Source organism: Nocardioides sp. NBC_00368 (assembly GCF_036090055.1).
Taxonomy (GTDB): domain Bacteria; phylum Actinomycetota; class Actinomycetes; order Propionibacteriales; family Nocardioidaceae; genus Nocardioides.
Map to the genome: position 1 here is coordinate 6,096,948 of NZ_CP107970.1, position 13,757 is coordinate 6,110,704.

The 13,757-nt window shown below is 70.3% G+C and carries 18 protein-coding genes; 7 read left to right on the forward strand and 11 right to left on the reverse strand.

The genetic code is table 11. From position 1 onward, the window contains the following. Positions 1-14: 14 nt before the first annotated feature. Positions 15-1,295: a cation:proton antiporter gene (locus OG984_RS29135; protein WP_328529573.1), complete on the reverse strand. Its 1,281-nt coding sequence runs from the start codon at positions 1,293-1,295 to the stop codon at positions 15-17. Positions 1,296-1,419: 124 nt separating this feature from the next. Between OG984_RS29135 and OG984_RS29140 the strand changes: the two genes are divergently transcribed. Together OG984_RS29140 and OG984_RS29145 are read left to right on the forward strand one after the other, a co-directional pair. Beyond that, positions 1,420-1,818 (forward strand): DUF5709 domain-containing protein, encoded by a 399-nt coding sequence (locus OG984_RS29140; protein WP_328529574.1) that lies wholly within the window; start codon positions 1,420-1,422, stop codon positions 1,816-1,818. A 68-nt stretch (positions 1,819-1,886) separates the two neighbouring features. After that, positions 1,887-2,441: a hemerythrin domain-containing protein gene (locus tag OG984_RS29145; RefSeq protein ID WP_328529575.1), complete on the forward strand. Its 555-nt coding sequence runs from the start codon at positions 1,887-1,889 to the stop codon at positions 2,439-2,441. Positions 2,442-2,456: 15 nt separating this feature from the next. Here OG984_RS29145 and OG984_RS29150 read toward each other — a convergent pair whose 3' ends face one another. Genes OG984_RS29150 through OG984_RS29160 form a run of 3 tightly spaced genes read right to left on the reverse strand, consistent with a single transcriptional unit; the run spans position 2,457 to position 5,157 of the window. Beyond that, the gene (locus OG984_RS29150; protein ID WP_328529576.1) at positions 2,457-3,623 is read right to left on the reverse strand and encodes an acetyl-CoA C-acyltransferase; all 1,167 of its coding nucleotides are present in this window, start codon (positions 3,621-3,623) and stop codon (positions 2,457-2,459) included. A gap of 47 nt (positions 3,624-3,670) precedes the next feature. Continuing rightward, positions 3,671-4,462 (reverse strand): thioesterase family protein, encoded by a 792-nt coding sequence (locus tag OG984_RS29155; RefSeq protein ID WP_328529577.1) that lies wholly within the window; start codon positions 4,460-4,462, stop codon positions 3,671-3,673. Next, the gene (locus OG984_RS29160; RefSeq protein WP_328529578.1) at positions 4,462-5,157 is read right to left on the reverse strand and encodes an SDR family oxidoreductase; all 696 of its coding nucleotides are present in this window, start codon (positions 5,155-5,157) and stop codon (positions 4,462-4,464) included. Before OG984_RS29160 ends, OG984_RS29155 begins: the two co-directional genes overlap by 1 nt. A 99-nt stretch (positions 5,158-5,256) precedes the next feature. Here OG984_RS29160 and OG984_RS29165 point away from each other — a divergent pair, with 99 nt between their 5' ends. Continuing rightward, on the forward strand, positions 5,257-5,691 hold the full coding sequence (locus OG984_RS29165) for a winged helix-turn-helix transcriptional regulator (protein ID WP_328529579.1): 435 nt from the start codon (positions 5,257-5,259) through the stop codon (positions 5,689-5,691). Positions 5,692-5,722: 31 nt separating this feature from the next. Here OG984_RS29165 and OG984_RS29170 read toward each other — a convergent pair whose 3' ends face one another. After that, positions 5,723-6,184 carry a DUF3817 domain-containing protein gene (locus OG984_RS29170; RefSeq protein ID WP_328529580.1) on the reverse strand — a complete coding sequence of 154 codons (462 nt, stop codon included), beginning with the start codon at positions 6,182-6,184 and terminating at the stop codon, positions 5,723-5,725. Between the two features lie 65 nt (positions 6,185-6,249). On the opposite strand from OG984_RS29170, the gene OG984_RS29175 reads away from it, so the two are divergent. From OG984_RS29175 to OG984_RS29185, 3 genes are all read left to right on the forward strand, one after another. Beyond that, entirely contained in the window at positions 6,250-6,804 is a 555-nt protein-coding gene (locus tag OG984_RS29175) for a Dps family protein (protein WP_328529581.1), read from the forward strand. A 10-nt stretch (positions 6,805-6,814) separates the two neighbouring features. Then, on the forward strand, positions 6,815-7,210 hold the full coding sequence (locus OG984_RS29180) for a hypothetical protein (RefSeq protein ID WP_328529582.1): 396 nt from the start codon (positions 6,815-6,817) through the stop codon (positions 7,208-7,210). Positions 7,211-7,304: 94 nt separating this feature from the next. Next, a complete protein-coding gene (locus OG984_RS29185) occupies positions 7,305-7,979 on the forward strand; it encodes a DUF6766 family protein (protein ID WP_328529583.1) in 675 nt (224 codons plus the stop codon). An 8-nt stretch (positions 7,980-7,987) separates the two neighbouring features. Here the strand turns inward: OG984_RS29185 and OG984_RS29190 are convergent, their stop codons facing one another. The 5 genes from OG984_RS29190 to OG984_RS29210 are packed head-to-tail and all read right to left on the reverse strand — an operon-like array spanning position 7,988 to position 12,007. After that, the gene (locus tag OG984_RS29190; RefSeq protein WP_328529584.1) at positions 7,988-9,007 is read right to left on the reverse strand and encodes a DNA topoisomerase IB; all 1,020 of its coding nucleotides are present in this window, start codon (positions 9,005-9,007) and stop codon (positions 7,988-7,990) included. Positions 9,008-9,019: 12 nt separating this feature from the next. Next, the gene (locus OG984_RS29195) at positions 9,020-9,244 is read right to left on the reverse strand and encodes a CDGSH iron-sulfur domain-containing protein (RefSeq protein WP_328529585.1); all 225 of its coding nucleotides are present in this window, start codon (positions 9,242-9,244) and stop codon (positions 9,020-9,022) included. Beyond that, positions 9,241-10,170, reverse strand: coding sequence for an iron-containing redox enzyme family protein (locus tag OG984_RS29200; RefSeq protein WP_328529586.1), 930 nt, complete (start codon positions 10,168-10,170; stop codon positions 9,241-9,243). Before OG984_RS29200 ends, OG984_RS29195 begins: the two co-directional genes overlap by 4 nt. A 1-nt stretch (position 10,171) precedes the next feature. After that, positions 10,172-10,837 (reverse strand): class I SAM-dependent methyltransferase, encoded by a 666-nt coding sequence (locus tag OG984_RS29205; RefSeq protein WP_328529587.1) that lies wholly within the window; start codon positions 10,835-10,837, stop codon positions 10,172-10,174. 30 nt (positions 10,838-10,867) lie between these two features. Next, positions 10,868-12,007 carry a carboxylate-amine ligase gene (locus OG984_RS29210; RefSeq protein WP_328529588.1) on the reverse strand — a complete coding sequence of 380 codons (1,140 nt, stop codon included), beginning with the start codon at positions 12,005-12,007 and terminating at the stop codon, positions 10,868-10,870. Positions 12,008-12,042: 35 nt separating this feature from the next. Between OG984_RS29210 and OG984_RS29215 the strand changes: the two genes are divergently transcribed. Then, a complete protein-coding gene (locus OG984_RS29215; RefSeq protein WP_328529589.1) occupies positions 12,043-12,867 on the forward strand; it encodes a class II glutamine amidotransferase in 825 nt (274 codons plus the stop codon). A 129-nt stretch (positions 12,868-12,996) separates the two neighbouring features. Here the strand turns inward: OG984_RS29215 and OG984_RS29220 are convergent, their stop codons facing one another. After that, positions 12,997-13,671: a class E sortase gene (locus OG984_RS29220; protein ID WP_328529590.1), complete on the reverse strand. Its 675-nt coding sequence runs from the start codon at positions 13,669-13,671 to the stop codon at positions 12,997-12,999. Positions 13,672-13,757 lie beyond the last annotated feature (86 nt).

The window sequence follows — 13,757 nt, forward strand, 5'->3', positions numbered from 1 at the left end:
GCGCAACCTGACCGTCATCGCCGGACGGGATCGATACGCGCCATCACCGGGGTGGCGAGGACTCCGTGGATCAGCACGGAGGCGACGATCGTGAAGGCGACCGTCGACCACAGCCAGTCCTGGGCCAGTGCCTCGTCCTCCCCGGCGGCGTAGGCGAGGTAGTAGACGGAGCCGACGCCCCGCACCCCGAAGAACGCCGTGGCCCACCGCTGACCCCGGGTGAGCGAGGCCGTGCCCTTGGTGCGCCCGGCCCACGGGGTGAGAGCCAGCATCCCCGCGGCCGGACGCAGCACGAGGATCAGCGCCAGCCCGATGGCGATCCCGCGCCAGTCGAGGGCTTCGAGCAGACCCCGGGTGAGCGCGATGCCGAGGACGAGCAGCACGAAGAGCGTCAGCAGGCGCTCGAGGCGTTCGGCCACCTCGTGCATGGCCGCGTGGTAGTCGTGCGAGCGCTCGGCGGAGCGGAAGGACATGGCGCAGACGAAGACCGAGAGGAAGCCGTAGCCGCCGAGCACCTCGCCGACGCCGTACGACGCGACCAGCGCTGCGAGCGCGAGGAGCGACTCGCCCCGCTCCGCCACGCGCAGGGACCGGTTGCTGGACCGGAACGCGACGTAGGCGAGCGTCCTCCCCACGAGCATCCCGGCGACGACGCCGATCACGACCTTGGCGACCAGGTAGAAGCCGACCCATTCCAGAGCCCAGCGCGACACCGCGCCTTCGGTGGCGAGCAGGATCGCCATGTACACGAACGGGAACGCCAGGCCGTCGTTCAGGCCGGCCTCCGAGGTGAGCGTGAAGCGGAGCTCGTCGCTCTCGTCGACCTCGTGGTCGCCGGTCTGCGGACCGGCGACCTGGACGTCGGAAGCGAGAACAGGGTCCGTGGGTGCCAGCGCCGCGCCCAGGAGCAGAGCGACTGCGGGTGCCAGCCCGGCGGCCCAGCCGAGGAGCGCGACCGCGGCGATCGTGACCGGCATCCCGATCACCAGCAGCCGCCAGGTCGCCGACCACCGGCGCCAGCTCCGCGGGTTGCGGAGCTCCAGGGGCCGGTCGAGCGCCAGGCCGACACCCATCAGCGCCACGATGATCACCAGCTCGGTGGCGTGCTCGATCGCGACCCGGTTGGCCCGCGGGTCCAGGGGCAGGCCGTCGGGGAGCGGCGTGAGCCCGATCAGCATGCCGATGCCGACCAGCACCATCGGCGCCGAGATCGCCCAGCGCCTGAGCAGGTCGGGAAGCACGATGGCCAGCAACAGGCTCGCGCCGATCACCACGTAGGCGAGGTCGGCGGTCATAGCTGCATCGCCCCTGTTCATCGCGTCGTCGGTCGAGTCCGGCCCCTGCCTGCTCCACCAGGTTATGCAGGAGATGGCCGACCCGCGAGCATCGTCGGACCGGTCGGGGGATACCGGTCGAGCCATGAGTGGAGAACAGCTTCAGCCAGAGGACACCCTCGACGACCGCGGCGTGGACGACGTCCTGGACGAGGGCTACTCCCCGCCCGAGCGTCCGCGGGGTGTCAACGCCAAGGGGGTCACGCCTCGGGAGGAGAGCGAGGGCGAGACCATCGACGAACGCCGTGCTCAGGAGGAGCCCGAGGTCTGGGAGGAAGCGGAGGCCGAGGCCGACGCCGACATCCTGGACGGACCGGTGACCGGGGAGGTGGGCGAGGCCCGCTCCGGCCGGCTCACCAGCCCCGACCAGGGCGTGCGCGAGGACGACGAGGGCAAGCTCATCGGCCATGACGAAGGTATCGACGGTGCCGGTGCCTCGGCCGAGGAAGCGGCCGTGCACATCGTCGACGAGCCTCCTGACTGAGGCTGATCCCGGGCTTTCAGGGGTACCGGTGAGGGGCCGGATCCCTATCAGCACAGAGGAGAGCTGCCGTGTCCGAAGACGTGACCGACCTGATCATGCAGGACCACCGTGAGGTGGAGAGCCTGTTCGAGAAGCTCGAGCGAGAACCAGAGGTACGTGCCGGGCTGACGCCGGTTCTGGTGACACTCCTGTCCGCGCACAGCCGTGCCGAGGAGGCCGAGGTCTACCCTGTCGCCCGGGACGAGGCCGGCGAGGCGGACGACGTCGCGCACAGCCAGGAGGAGCATCTGCTGGCCGACCGCCTCCTCGCCGAGCTCAGTGAGTGCGACCCCTTCTCCACGGCCTACGAGAACAAGCTGGCCGAGGTGGTCGACGCCGTCTCCCACCATGTCGAGGAGGAGGAGTCGACCGTGCTGCCGGGCATGCGCAGCCGTCTCGACGACGCCCGTCGTGCCGAGCTGGGCAAGGCCTTCCTGAAGAGCCGACAGGAGCATCTCGGCGACATGCCCCAGGACATCACCCGCGACGAGCTGCGTCGCCAGGCCGCCAACGCGGACATCCCGGTCGGCGACAAGGGCAAGGAGGCCCTCCGGCGCGAGCTGGATCAGCACGCCGACAGCTGACCTCGGCCAGGGACCTCAGATCCGCTCGATGATCGTGGCGTTCGCCAGGCCGCCGGCCTCGCACATGACCTGCAGTCCGTAACGGCCGCCGGTCAGCTCCAGGTTGTGGAGCAGCGTGGTCATCAGTCGGGCACCGGACGCGCCCAGTGGGTGGCCGATGGCGATGGCGCCGCCGTTGATGTTGACCTTGGCGAGGTCGGCGCCGGTCTCTCGCTGCCAGGCGAGCACGACGGAGGCGAAGGCCTCGTTGACCTCGAAGGCGTCGATGTCGTCGATGGAGAGACCGGCGCGGGCGAGCACCTTCTGGGTCGCCGGGATGATGCCGGTGAGCATGAAGATCGGGTCGTCGCCGGCGACGGCGAACGAGTGCACCCGCGCCCTGGGGGTCAGGCCGAGGCGGGCGGCGGCCTCCTCGGACGCGACCAGGACTGCGGCGGAGCCGTCGTTGACGGGCGAGCTGTTGCCGGCCGTGACGCGCCAGTCGAGGTCGGGGAACCGGGCCACGGAGTCCGCGTCCTTGAAGGCCAGTCGAAGGCCCGCGAGCGACTCGGTCGTGGATTCCGGGCGGATCGTCTCGTCGATGCGGAGGTCGTTCACGTAGGCGACCTGCGAGTCGAAGTTTCCGTTCTTCCATGCCGTCGCGGCCCGCTGGTGCGACGCTGCCGCGAACTCGTCGAGCTCGGTGCGGGACAGGTCCCACTTGTCGGCGATCAGCTCTGCCGAGATGCCCTGCAGGACCAGACCGCCGTCGTAGCGAGCGTTCACCTTGGGGCCGGCGAAGTCCTTGCCCAGGAACTGCGACCCGATCGGGATGCGGCTCATGGACTCCACACCGGACGCGATGGCCACGTCGTACGCGCCGGCGATCACTCCCTGCGCGGCGAAGTGGAGCGCCTGCTGCGAGCTCCCGCACTGTCGGTCGACGGTGACGCCGGGGACCGACTCCGGGAATCCGGCACCGAGCAGGGCCCAGCGGGCGGTGTTGCCGGACTGCTCGCCGACCTGCCCGACGGCGCCGCTGATCACGTCGTCGACGACGGCGGGGTCGATGCCGGTGCGTTCGACGAGGGCGGCGAGGGCGTGGGCATGGAGGTCGACGGCGTGGATCTCGGAGTAGGCGCCTCCGGGCTTGCCCTTGGCTACCGGCGTACGGACGGCGTCGACGATCACGGCGTTCGGCATGGTGGTTCTCCTTCTGGTTCGAGCTGGTTCGAGCGGTTGGTGGATGATCAGCGCGGTGCGACCATCAGCGGCTGCGTGACCACGGCGAAGGTGCCGTGCTCGTCGGACATGTGGCCCTGAGCGAGCCCGATACCGTCGGTGCCGATGGTGCTGCGGGCATCGAGCAGCATCCACTCGCTCGCCGGCGGTCGCTCGACGGTGACGGTCACGGTCGGCGGGATGAAGTACCACGAGCTCATCGGCAGGGAGCCGGACAAGCCGTTGGTGGAGTCGGCCAGGGTGAGGAGACGCTGCACCGGGGAGGCCGGCTCGCCCGCGACCAGTGGGACCCGCAGGCGCGCCCACACCGTCGCCGGGCCGGGCTCGTAGCCCCCGCTGACGAACCGCCAGTCGAGGGCGCGCCCGTAGCCCCAGTCCGGGCTGACTCCCTCGAAGAAGCGCTCGGAGGAGGCCGCCGGGATCGAGGGAGTCTCGGCGGGACGCCAGTGCTCGCGGGTCGACCCTGGCGTGGACCGGATCAGCCAGGCGCTCGCCTTGACGGCCAGCCGGTCCCCGGCCCACAGCGAGGCCTCGACGAGCTCGACCCGGCGACCCGGCCGGACCACGTGAGCCTCGACGCGCATGGTCCCCTGAGGGATGCCGCCGAGCATGTCGGCCGTGAACCGGGCGATGGAGAGAGCCGGGTCGGAGCGTACGGACTCGACCGCCCGGGCCAGCAGGGCAGCAGGAGGGCCGCCATGCTGCAGCGAGTGGTCCCAGGGGCTGGCCGTGGCCGGGGTCGACTCGAAGACCGCGTCGTCACCCGTCGGCAGGTAGAAGGCCTCGAAATCGCTGGCCATCAGCGGCTCAGCTGCGGGTAGAGCGCCTCGATCGGCTGAGCGAGACCGGCCTTGACGTCAGCGCTCACCTGGTCGGCGATGATCTCGTACGCATCCCTCTCGAGTCCGTCGTAGGCACTGCGGATCACGTCGGCCGGATCGTTCTTCGGCTCGGTGATGCGGGCCGCCATCGGGGTGTCGGTGTAGCCCAGGTGCAGCGATGCGACGTGGATGCCGTCGCCGGCCAGAGCGAGACGCTGGGTGTTGGTCGCCGACCACAGCGCGGCCTTGGTTGCGCTGTAGGCGTCGCCGATGCCGTACCAGCTCAGGACCGAGAGCACGTTGAGCACGACACCCTTGCTGGCGCGCAGCGACGGCAGGAAGGTGTTCGTGACGTCGAGCGCTCCCCAGAAGTTGGTCTCGAAGAGGTCGCGGGCGGCGCTCAGGTCGCCCGTCACGCTGGCGCCGGTCGAGCTGCCCGCGTTGTTGATCAGCACCGTGACGTCTCCGGCGGACGCCGCCGCCTCGACGACCGAGTCGTGGTCGGTCACGTCGAGCCTCAGCGGCACGATGCGGGGGTCGTCCCACTCGCGGGGGCTGCGGGCGGCTGCGTACACCTTGGCGGCGCCGCGCTCCAGGGCCTGGTGGACGAAATGGGTGCCGAGGCCGCCGTTGGCGCCGGTCACCAGGACGACCGCGTTCGCGAGAGTGGGCATGAGGTTCTCCTGTTCGAGGGCGCGGACGCGCTCCGTGTCGGTTGGTTTTTCCAACGTACCCGGGTTGGTTTGGTTTTCCAACTCGATTAGGATCGAAGCATGAAGACGGAGGTACGTGAGTGCTCGGTGGCGCGGACGCTCGAGCTCGTCGGCTCCAAGTGGACCCTGCTCGTCGTCCGTGAGCTGTTTCTCGGGAGTCGCCGGTTCGAGGAGATCGTCCGGTTCACGGGAGGTCCGCGCGACATCCTCACCGACCGCCTACGCCGGCTCGAGGCGCACGGGCTGGTGACCCGGGTGCAGTACGAGCAGCGTCCGCCGAGGTTCGAGTACCACCTGACCGACCTCGGGCGCTCGCTCGCGCCGATCATCGCCGCGATGCGCGAGTTCGGCGACCGTCACCTCGCCGGCGAGGACGGCCCGCCGCTCAGGTTCGTGCACTCCTGCGGCTCGGAGTTCCACCCCGTGCTGGCCTGCAAGGCCTGCGGCGAGGTCGTACGCAGCGGCGAGGTCGAGATCGCGGACGCCGCCGGCTGATCGGGCCGATCGTGCGGCCTGGGAGCCTGGGTCAGCCGACCGGCGGCCCGGCGATGAGCGCGACCACGGTCAGTGCGGCGACGCTCGCGACGCCGGTGGCCAGGCCGCGCACGGGGTTGCGGAGGAGCCACGCCAGCGGCCGCTCGAGCGGGCGAACGGGGGCCTCGTCGAGCAGTCGCCACGTCGGGGCGAGGAGGCCGCGTCGCTCCGCGTAGCGCTCGAACCAGAGGGTGAGGAACGGCGGGATCGAGGACGCCAGGCCGGCGACGAGCCGGCCGATCGACCAGCGCTGGTCGATCGCGACCACGGTCGTGGTCACGCAGTAGCTGATGAAGACGATCCCGTGCAGCATGCCGAAGATGCTGACTCCGAGGTCGGTCGTCTCGGTGACGTACTTCAGGAACATGCCGCTGAGCAGTCCCGCCCAGGTCACCGCCTCGGCAGTGGCGACGATCCGGTAGACACGAGACGGCGAGCGAAGAAGAGCGGACACGCGCCAAAGTTTATTCGCACCCGTGTACTGGTATGAATCGAGCGGCCACGGGTACCGATCGGAGCATGACGACCGACACGCTGCACTACACGATCCCGGGCATGGACGAGAGCGCTGCTCGGACGACCATCGACCTCCTCCAGTCCCGCCTGCACGCCGCGAACGACCTCCAGCTCACGCTCAAGCACGTGCACTGGAACGTCGTGGGGCCGCACTTCATCGCGGTCCACGAGATGATCGACCCCCAGGTCGACGCGGTACGCGCGATGGCCGATGCGCTCGCCGAGCGCATCGCGACCCTGGGCGGTGCTCCGCGAGGCACCCCGGGCGCACTGGTCGAGGAGCGCGAGTGGAACGACTACAGCATCGGCCGGGCCACGACGCAGGAGCACCTCGCCGCGCTCGACGTCACCTACCGGGGCGTGATCGAGTCCTACCGCGAGGCGATCAAGGCCCTCGAGGAGCTCGACCTGGTGACCCAGGACATCCTGATCGGCCAGACCGAGCAGCTCGAGCTCTTCCACTGGTTCGTACGCGCCCACCTGGAGGACCAGGGCGGCCAGCTGCAGACCAGCGGCGAGTCCACGGAGGCAGGCGCGGCCCGCGCCGCCCGCGGCTGAGGGGGATCCGATGCGGTGGTGGTCGACGACGCTGGCACTGCTTCTCCCGATGATCCTCACCGGGTGCGCTTCCGGGCAGGAGGACGCCGTACGTGACAGCGCGGCCGCCTTCGAGGACTCGGTCACCGCGAAGGACTGGGCGGGAGCGTGCGCGCTGCTCGCCCCGGAGACGCGAACCGAGCTGGAGGCAGCTGCCAAGAAGCCCTGTGCCGAGGCGCTGCCCGAGGAGCAGCTGCCCGGGCCGGGCACCCTCGACCGGGTCGACGTCTACGGAACGATGGCCCAGGTCCGCTACCAGGGCGACACGCTCTTCCTGACGCGGTTCGCCGACCGCTGGCTGCTGCACGCGGCCGGCTGCACACCGCAGCAGCCGAAGCCCTACGACTGCGCCCTGCACGGAGGCTGAGATGCGCATCATGTACGTCGCCTACCTGGCGGTCATCGGCATCGGACTGCTCTACACGTTCGTGCTCGCGCTGAGGCACGGGTGAGGAGGAGCGATGCGCCGGTTTCTGAAGGAGAACTCGCTCAGCCTCGCCTTCGGCGTGCTCTTCCTGGGCAGCCTCGCCGGGCAGGCCATCGCCGGCTGGCACCAGCTCAACGACGAGCTGTTCGCCGACGGTCTCGATCGGATCACGCTGGGTGGCTACCTCACCTCGGCGAGCTTCGCGGTGGACGTGACCGAGAACTGGCAGAGCGAGTACCTCCAGTTCCTGCTCTACGTCGTGCTGACCGTCTGGCTGGTGCAACGAGGCTCCCCGGAGTCCAAGCCGCTCGAGGACGCCGGGCAGGAGTCGGACGAGAGGCAGAAGGTCGGTGCGTACGCCCGTGAGGACTCGCCCAGGCTCGCCCGGGTCGGAGGCCTGCGGACCGCGTTCTACTCCAGGTCGCTCGGCATCACCATGGGCGTGATCTTCCTGCTGTCCTGGCTGGTCCAGTCGGTGGCCGGTTGGGCCTCCTACAACGAGGTCAGGCTGCAGCAGCTGCGTGACCCGATCGCGTGGGGCTCCTACCTGCTGCACTCCGACTTCTGGGCCCGTACCCTCCAGAACTGGCAGTCGGAGTTCCTCGCGGTCGGCTCCATGGCCGTGCTCTCGATCTATCTCAGGCAGCGCGGCTCACCGGAGAGCAAGCCGGTGGGGTCCTCCCACGAGACCACCGGCGTCGAGGGCTGAGCAGCCGGTCAGGCGTCGTCCTGAGCCAGCAGCCGGAGCACCGCCCGCTCCGCCGCGGCCTGTCGCGCCCTCGGCTCCGTGCTCGCGCCCCTGCGTACCTGGATCGTGCATCCCTGCTCGTGGAGCTCGAGCACCCGCGGATCGACGTAGGAGGCACGGGCGATCGCCGGGGTGTTGCCGAGGTACTCCGCGACCTCCTTGACCGCGGCGACCTGCTGCTTGCGCCGGGACCTGGCGGTCGGGGTCACTCGCTTCGCCGCCTCGGGGTCGTCCGCCAGGGCGAGCGCCGCGAGGACGGTGGCGTGCCAGGTCCGGAAGTCCTTCGCCGACACCTCCAGCCCGCTCACCTCGCGCATGTAGTCGTTGACCATGGCCGGTGTCAGCCGCTGCCACCTGCGGCCCTGCTTGTAGGCGAGGATCTCCTCGAAGCCGGCCCGCCGGCGACGCAGCTGAGCGATCGCCTCGACGGAGGGCGGGTCGTCGATGCTGATCGTGTGGTGGACGCCGGACTTCCCGGTGAAGTCGAAGACATAGGCGTCGCCCCGCTTGCGGACGTGACGGCGCTCCAGCGTCGTCAGGCCGAAGCCACCGTTGTCGTCGGCGTAGGCGTCGCTGCCGATCCGGAAGCACCCGAGGTCCAGGAGACGTAGCGCGAGCGCGGACGCCCGGGCAAGGCTCATCCCGGTCGTGGCGAGGTCGCGCTCCGTCCGCTCGCGTACGCGGGGAAGGACCCTGCCGAGCTCCAGGACCCGGTCGAACTTCTCCTGGTCGCGCTTCGCCCGCCAGTCGGGATGGTAGAGGTACTGGCGACGGCCGGCCGCGTCCGTGCCCACCGCCTGGAGATGCCCGTTGTCGCGCGGACAGATCCACACGTCCTCCCAGGCCGGCGGGATCGCGAGCGCGCGGATGCGCGCCACGGCGTCCTCAGGCAGGCGGTCGCCGGCGTCGTCGACGTACACGAAGCCCTTGCCCGCGCGGCGGCGGGTCCATCCCGGCTCCTCCGCCGAAACCCGGCGAAGTCGAACCACCAGGGACTCCTCTCACCCGGCGTTGGGCTCGTCGTTGTCACGCGCTCGCGCGGCCAGCAGGCGATGCGTACCGTCGCACCACGGCTTGATCGCGGAGCCACCGCACATGCACACCGCACTGACCGGACGCACCGTGTGGTGCACCTTCCCGTCGGCGTCCAGGACCTCGTGCTTCCCACGCAGGAGCATCGGCCCGGCCGGGCACAGCACGATCGAGGCGTGCTCGAACTCGGTCATGAGACACCCCACCGGTTCAGCATCGCTTCGGCGTAGCGCGCCTCCAGGTCGAGACAGGTGAACGCACCCAGGAGCAGCTGGTCGCCCTCGCTCGGGTTCTCCTCCAGGAAGGCGCCGCACACGTCGCGTAGGGCGACCTGCTCGTGGACGGCATCGGCCTCGACGTGCTCGTCGTAGTAGGCGGCCATCTCGTCCGGGAAGTCGAGCCGCCGCAGGCCGCGGGCGAGCTGGCGAGACGGCACCGAGCTCGTCGCCTCGAACGCGGCGAAGTGGCCGAGCGCCGCTCCGCGGAGCCGGCGGTGCAGCCCGAACAGCGACAGCGCGTTGTTCATCGCCAGGATCTCGACCGGTGCCTCGTCGACGTAGCAGGCGTGGTCGGTCCGCAGGCCGGACGCGTCCATCCCACGACGGAACAGGTGGTGATGGAGCCGGTTCGGGTCACCGTCGCCGTACTCGTCGAAGAGGATCTCCATCAGGGCGGCCTTGGGCCGGGTGTCGAGTCGGGGGATGACCCAGCTGGTGGGATCGGCCTCCTTGAGGTGGTAGAGCGAGCGGTGCTGCAGGAGCTCGAGCACCTGCTCGCGGTCGGCCTTGCGCTGTACGAAACGCGCCAACGACGGACCGTCGTGCCCGTCGATCACGCCGGTCAGCTCGCCGGCCTCGTGAAGAGGGCTGGCCTCCCACCGCCTGCGCAGCTCGGCCTCGAACGACCTCTCCAGGTCCCGGCGCAGACGCAGCAGGTCCGCGTCCCACTCGAGCTCGGGATCGACCTCGTCGAAGCCGCGGTAGTGCAGCTCGTAGAGCGCCCACAGGGCGATCTGGGCATCCTCCTCGGACTCCGGCGACGGCTCCAGACCGGCGGTGGCGCCGCTCTGGAGCGCGTTGAACACAGCGGCACTCAGGGCGCCACGCGACTTCGGCAGCATCTCAGCCCACCTTTCCCTCGAGCTCCCGGTACCCAGGGTCGGTGCCCGGCATGCTCGCCGCCGTTGCCCGGGCGATGTGCACGAGCACGCCTTCGCCGGGTGAGTCGCGGACCTCCTCGACGGCCAGATCGCTGCCCTCGAGCAGCTCCAGTACGCGGTCGGCCTGCTCGGGCGTGCCGAGCTGGAGCACGGCCGCGCCACCGGGGGAGAGGTGGCGGGCGGTCGTGGCCAGGCACGTCCTGGCGACCTGCATCCCGTCGGCGCCGCCGTCGATCGCCAGCAGCGGGTCCTCGGGATAGCGCCCGACCTGGGCCGAGGGGACCCAGGGCGGGTCGGCGATCACCAGGTGGAAGCGCTCGTCCGGGTCGAGTGCGTGGTCCATGCTGCTCTGGCGTACCTCCACCAGGTGGGCGAGCCCGGCGCGCTCGGCGTTGGCGCGGGTGAACGCGCAGGCGACCGGGTCCGCATCGACGCACACCAGCCGGCGGCCGACCCTCGCGGCCGCGAGCAGGCCGATCTGGCCGGCGCCCGAGCACAGCTCGAGAATCGGCCCGTCCGGCAGGCCCGCCGACAGCTCGGCCGCCCACTCGGACTGCCGGACGGTCCACGTACGCGGCGTGAGCACGCGTTCGTCGAAGTCGATGTCGAGATGACCGAATCGGATCATGACAGCAATACCTCCTCCAGATTTCGACATTCAGGTGAGCTCGGCCAGACGGACCACGGCCCGGTCGAGCCGGCCCTCCTCGGAGTGGATCCGGCGCTGGGTCGAGGAGCCGGTGCCGCGGGCGAAGACCCGGTCGATGCCTTGCTCGACGCGGGCCAGGTCTCCGGTGTCCCGCAGCGCCGGTCCGATGTGCTCGAGCAGCCGGTCCACCACCTCGCGCGCCGGCCGGGGACGGTGCGTCCTCGGGTCGAGCAGGTCGCCGTTGGTCCCGTGCCGGCCCGCCTGCCACATGGCCAGCCGCAGCACGGCCACCGACACCGGGTCGGCCGGCAGGCCCTGCGCCCATTCCCTCGCCCCGGTCTCGACCAGCGCCCGCGCCAGTCCGGCGACCAGCACGGCGTCGCGGGGGTCGAGGCAGACGTCGGCGACCCGGACCTCGAGCGTCGGGTAGTGGCGGGACGGCCGGGCGTCGAAGTACGCCATGCCCTCGTCCAGGGGCACCCCGGTGTCGACGAGGAGACGCAGGTGGTCGGCGTACGCCTGAGCGCTGCCGAAGGTCTCGGTCGGTCCGTTGGTCGGCCACCGCGTCATCGCCTGGGACCGGTAGCTCTCGTAGCCGGAGTCGCCGCCCTGCCAGAACGGTGAGTTGGCGCTCACCGCCAGCAGCACCGGCAGCCAGGTGCGGATCCGGTCGAGCGCCCCGACGGCCTCGTCGTCGGAGTCGACCGAGACGTGTACGTGGCAGCCGCAGGTGAGCTGCTCGTTGGCGGTCAGCCCGAACTTCGCGGTGATCGCCGCGTAGCGCTCGTCGTCGAAGGTCTGCGGACGCACCGGCAACGGGGTCGTACCGCTGGCCAGGATCATCGCACCCGCCTCCTTCGCCGCCGCGCGCGCCTTGTCGCGCCAACGTCGCAGGTCGAGCTCGAGGAGACCGAGGTACTCCGCCGGAGGCGTGTCGGTCTCGACCTGCTGCTCCTGCATCTCGGGTCCCACCGAGCCCCCGACCTCGCCGGCACCGGTCTCGGTGTCGCCGTGCCGGCGTGCGACCCGCAACACCTCGCTGGCCACCGACCGCGGGGCGCCCGTCCCGGCGTCGACGAGGAGGAGCTCCTCCTCGACGCCGACTGTCCGGACCCGGTGATGGGTACTGCTCGAAGAGTCTGCGCTCACCACATGCACCTGCCTCTGGAAGGAGCAACTCGAGGATGTGTCGTCTGTTCGGATATGTGACCGAGTCCCCGTGCGCCGTAGCCGATCTGCTGGGGGAGGAGGGTCTGGACGCCTTCACCTCGCTCACCACCGTGCACTCCGACGGCTGGGGGATGGCCTGGAACGCACCCGAAGGCACCTGCACGACGAGCTCGCCACGTTCGGCGGACATCGACGAGACCTACCGCAGGCTCGTCGAGGCCCCGCTCTCGAATGCCGGCTTCGTGCATCTGCGCTGGGCGACGGGCGGGCTCGACGTACGTCCGGAGAACACCCACCCCTTCCTGACGGACGGCGCCGCCTTCGCGCACAACGGTCACATCTCTCCGATCGCGGATCTCGAGGCGCTGCTGACGCCGGAGTCCCGAGAGCGGCTGCGCGGCGACACCGACAGCGAGCGCTACTTCCACTTCGTGCACCAGAACGTCGAGAAGTACGGCGACGAGGCGGAGGGGGTCACCCAGGCGCTGGCCACGCTCGTCCAGAAGTTCCCGAGATGCAGCCTGAACGCGCTGATGCTCACCCGGACGCACATGTTCGCGATCCACATCAACTCGCGTGCCGACTCGCCCCTGCGCGCCCTGCGCGAGCTCTTCGACGACGAGGGTGAGATCCCGCCGCGTCACACCACGGAGTACTTCGCGATGGACTACCGCAGGACCGACCACGGTCTCGAGATCGTCTCCAGCGGTCTCGACCAGCCGGGGTGGACCCCGGTGCCCGCCGACACGGCGGTCATGGTCGACCTGGCCACCCGGGAGATCACCCGGCTGGATCCGGTCGTGCAGCTCGGCGTCGACTCGATGCGGGCCCGCGACTGACGGCGGGGCTTCGCCCATCTGCTGAAGGTGGGGGACGGTGGGTTCGGCCATGCCCAGAGGTACCCCATCCGGAGAGTTTTCATTCCGAGCCGTACGCCGCGCAGCGTCTGCTCCGGGCCCGTGGTGGTTCTACCTGGTCGGCTCCTCGGAGACCAGCTTCCCGAAGGCGATCATCCGGTTGTCGGTGTGGAAGAGCTCGGAGCAGGTGGTGAGGGTGATCAGGCGCTGCCCCTCCACCTGCTCGGGTTCCACGCCGCCTCGCTCCGGGTTGTCGGGAAGCGGGTCGGTGACCCAGATCGAGGTGAACGGGACGATCAGGTCATCGCCGCCGCTGGTGAGGGCGTAGACGTACCTCTTCTCCCTGGTCAGCACGCGGATCTCGTCCCCTGGCCGCAGCTCGGGGAGGTCGCGCAGCGGCTCGCCGTGGGTGACCCGGTGGCCGGCGAGCGCGAAGTTGCCGACCTCTCCGGGATCGGCGGTGCCCTCGAAGTGGCCGAAGCCGGCGCCGAGGGCACGGTCGGAGGTGCCTTCAAGGACCGGGATCCGGTAGTCGTCGCCGAAGCGGGGGATCTCGATGAGAGCCTCGGCCGACCCGAACTCGGTGCTCACCTCGGTCTCGCCTGAGCCCCATGCCTGTTCGATCCTCGAGGTCGCCTCTCGCTGGCGCTGCTTGCTGACGATGGTGGTTCCGTAGAGCTCCCAGGCGACGTAGCCGAGGATGAGCAGTCCGGCGACGACCATGACGATGCCGGCCCGGAAGAGCGACCGGCGCCCCTGATGCTGGCTCTGCGACTCGGTGGACATCGGGTCAAGCATCTCAGCCCGATCGCGGACTGCTGACGTTCCCAGCCAGTCCGTGCCTGGTTCACAGGAAGCCCACAGCAGGCGGG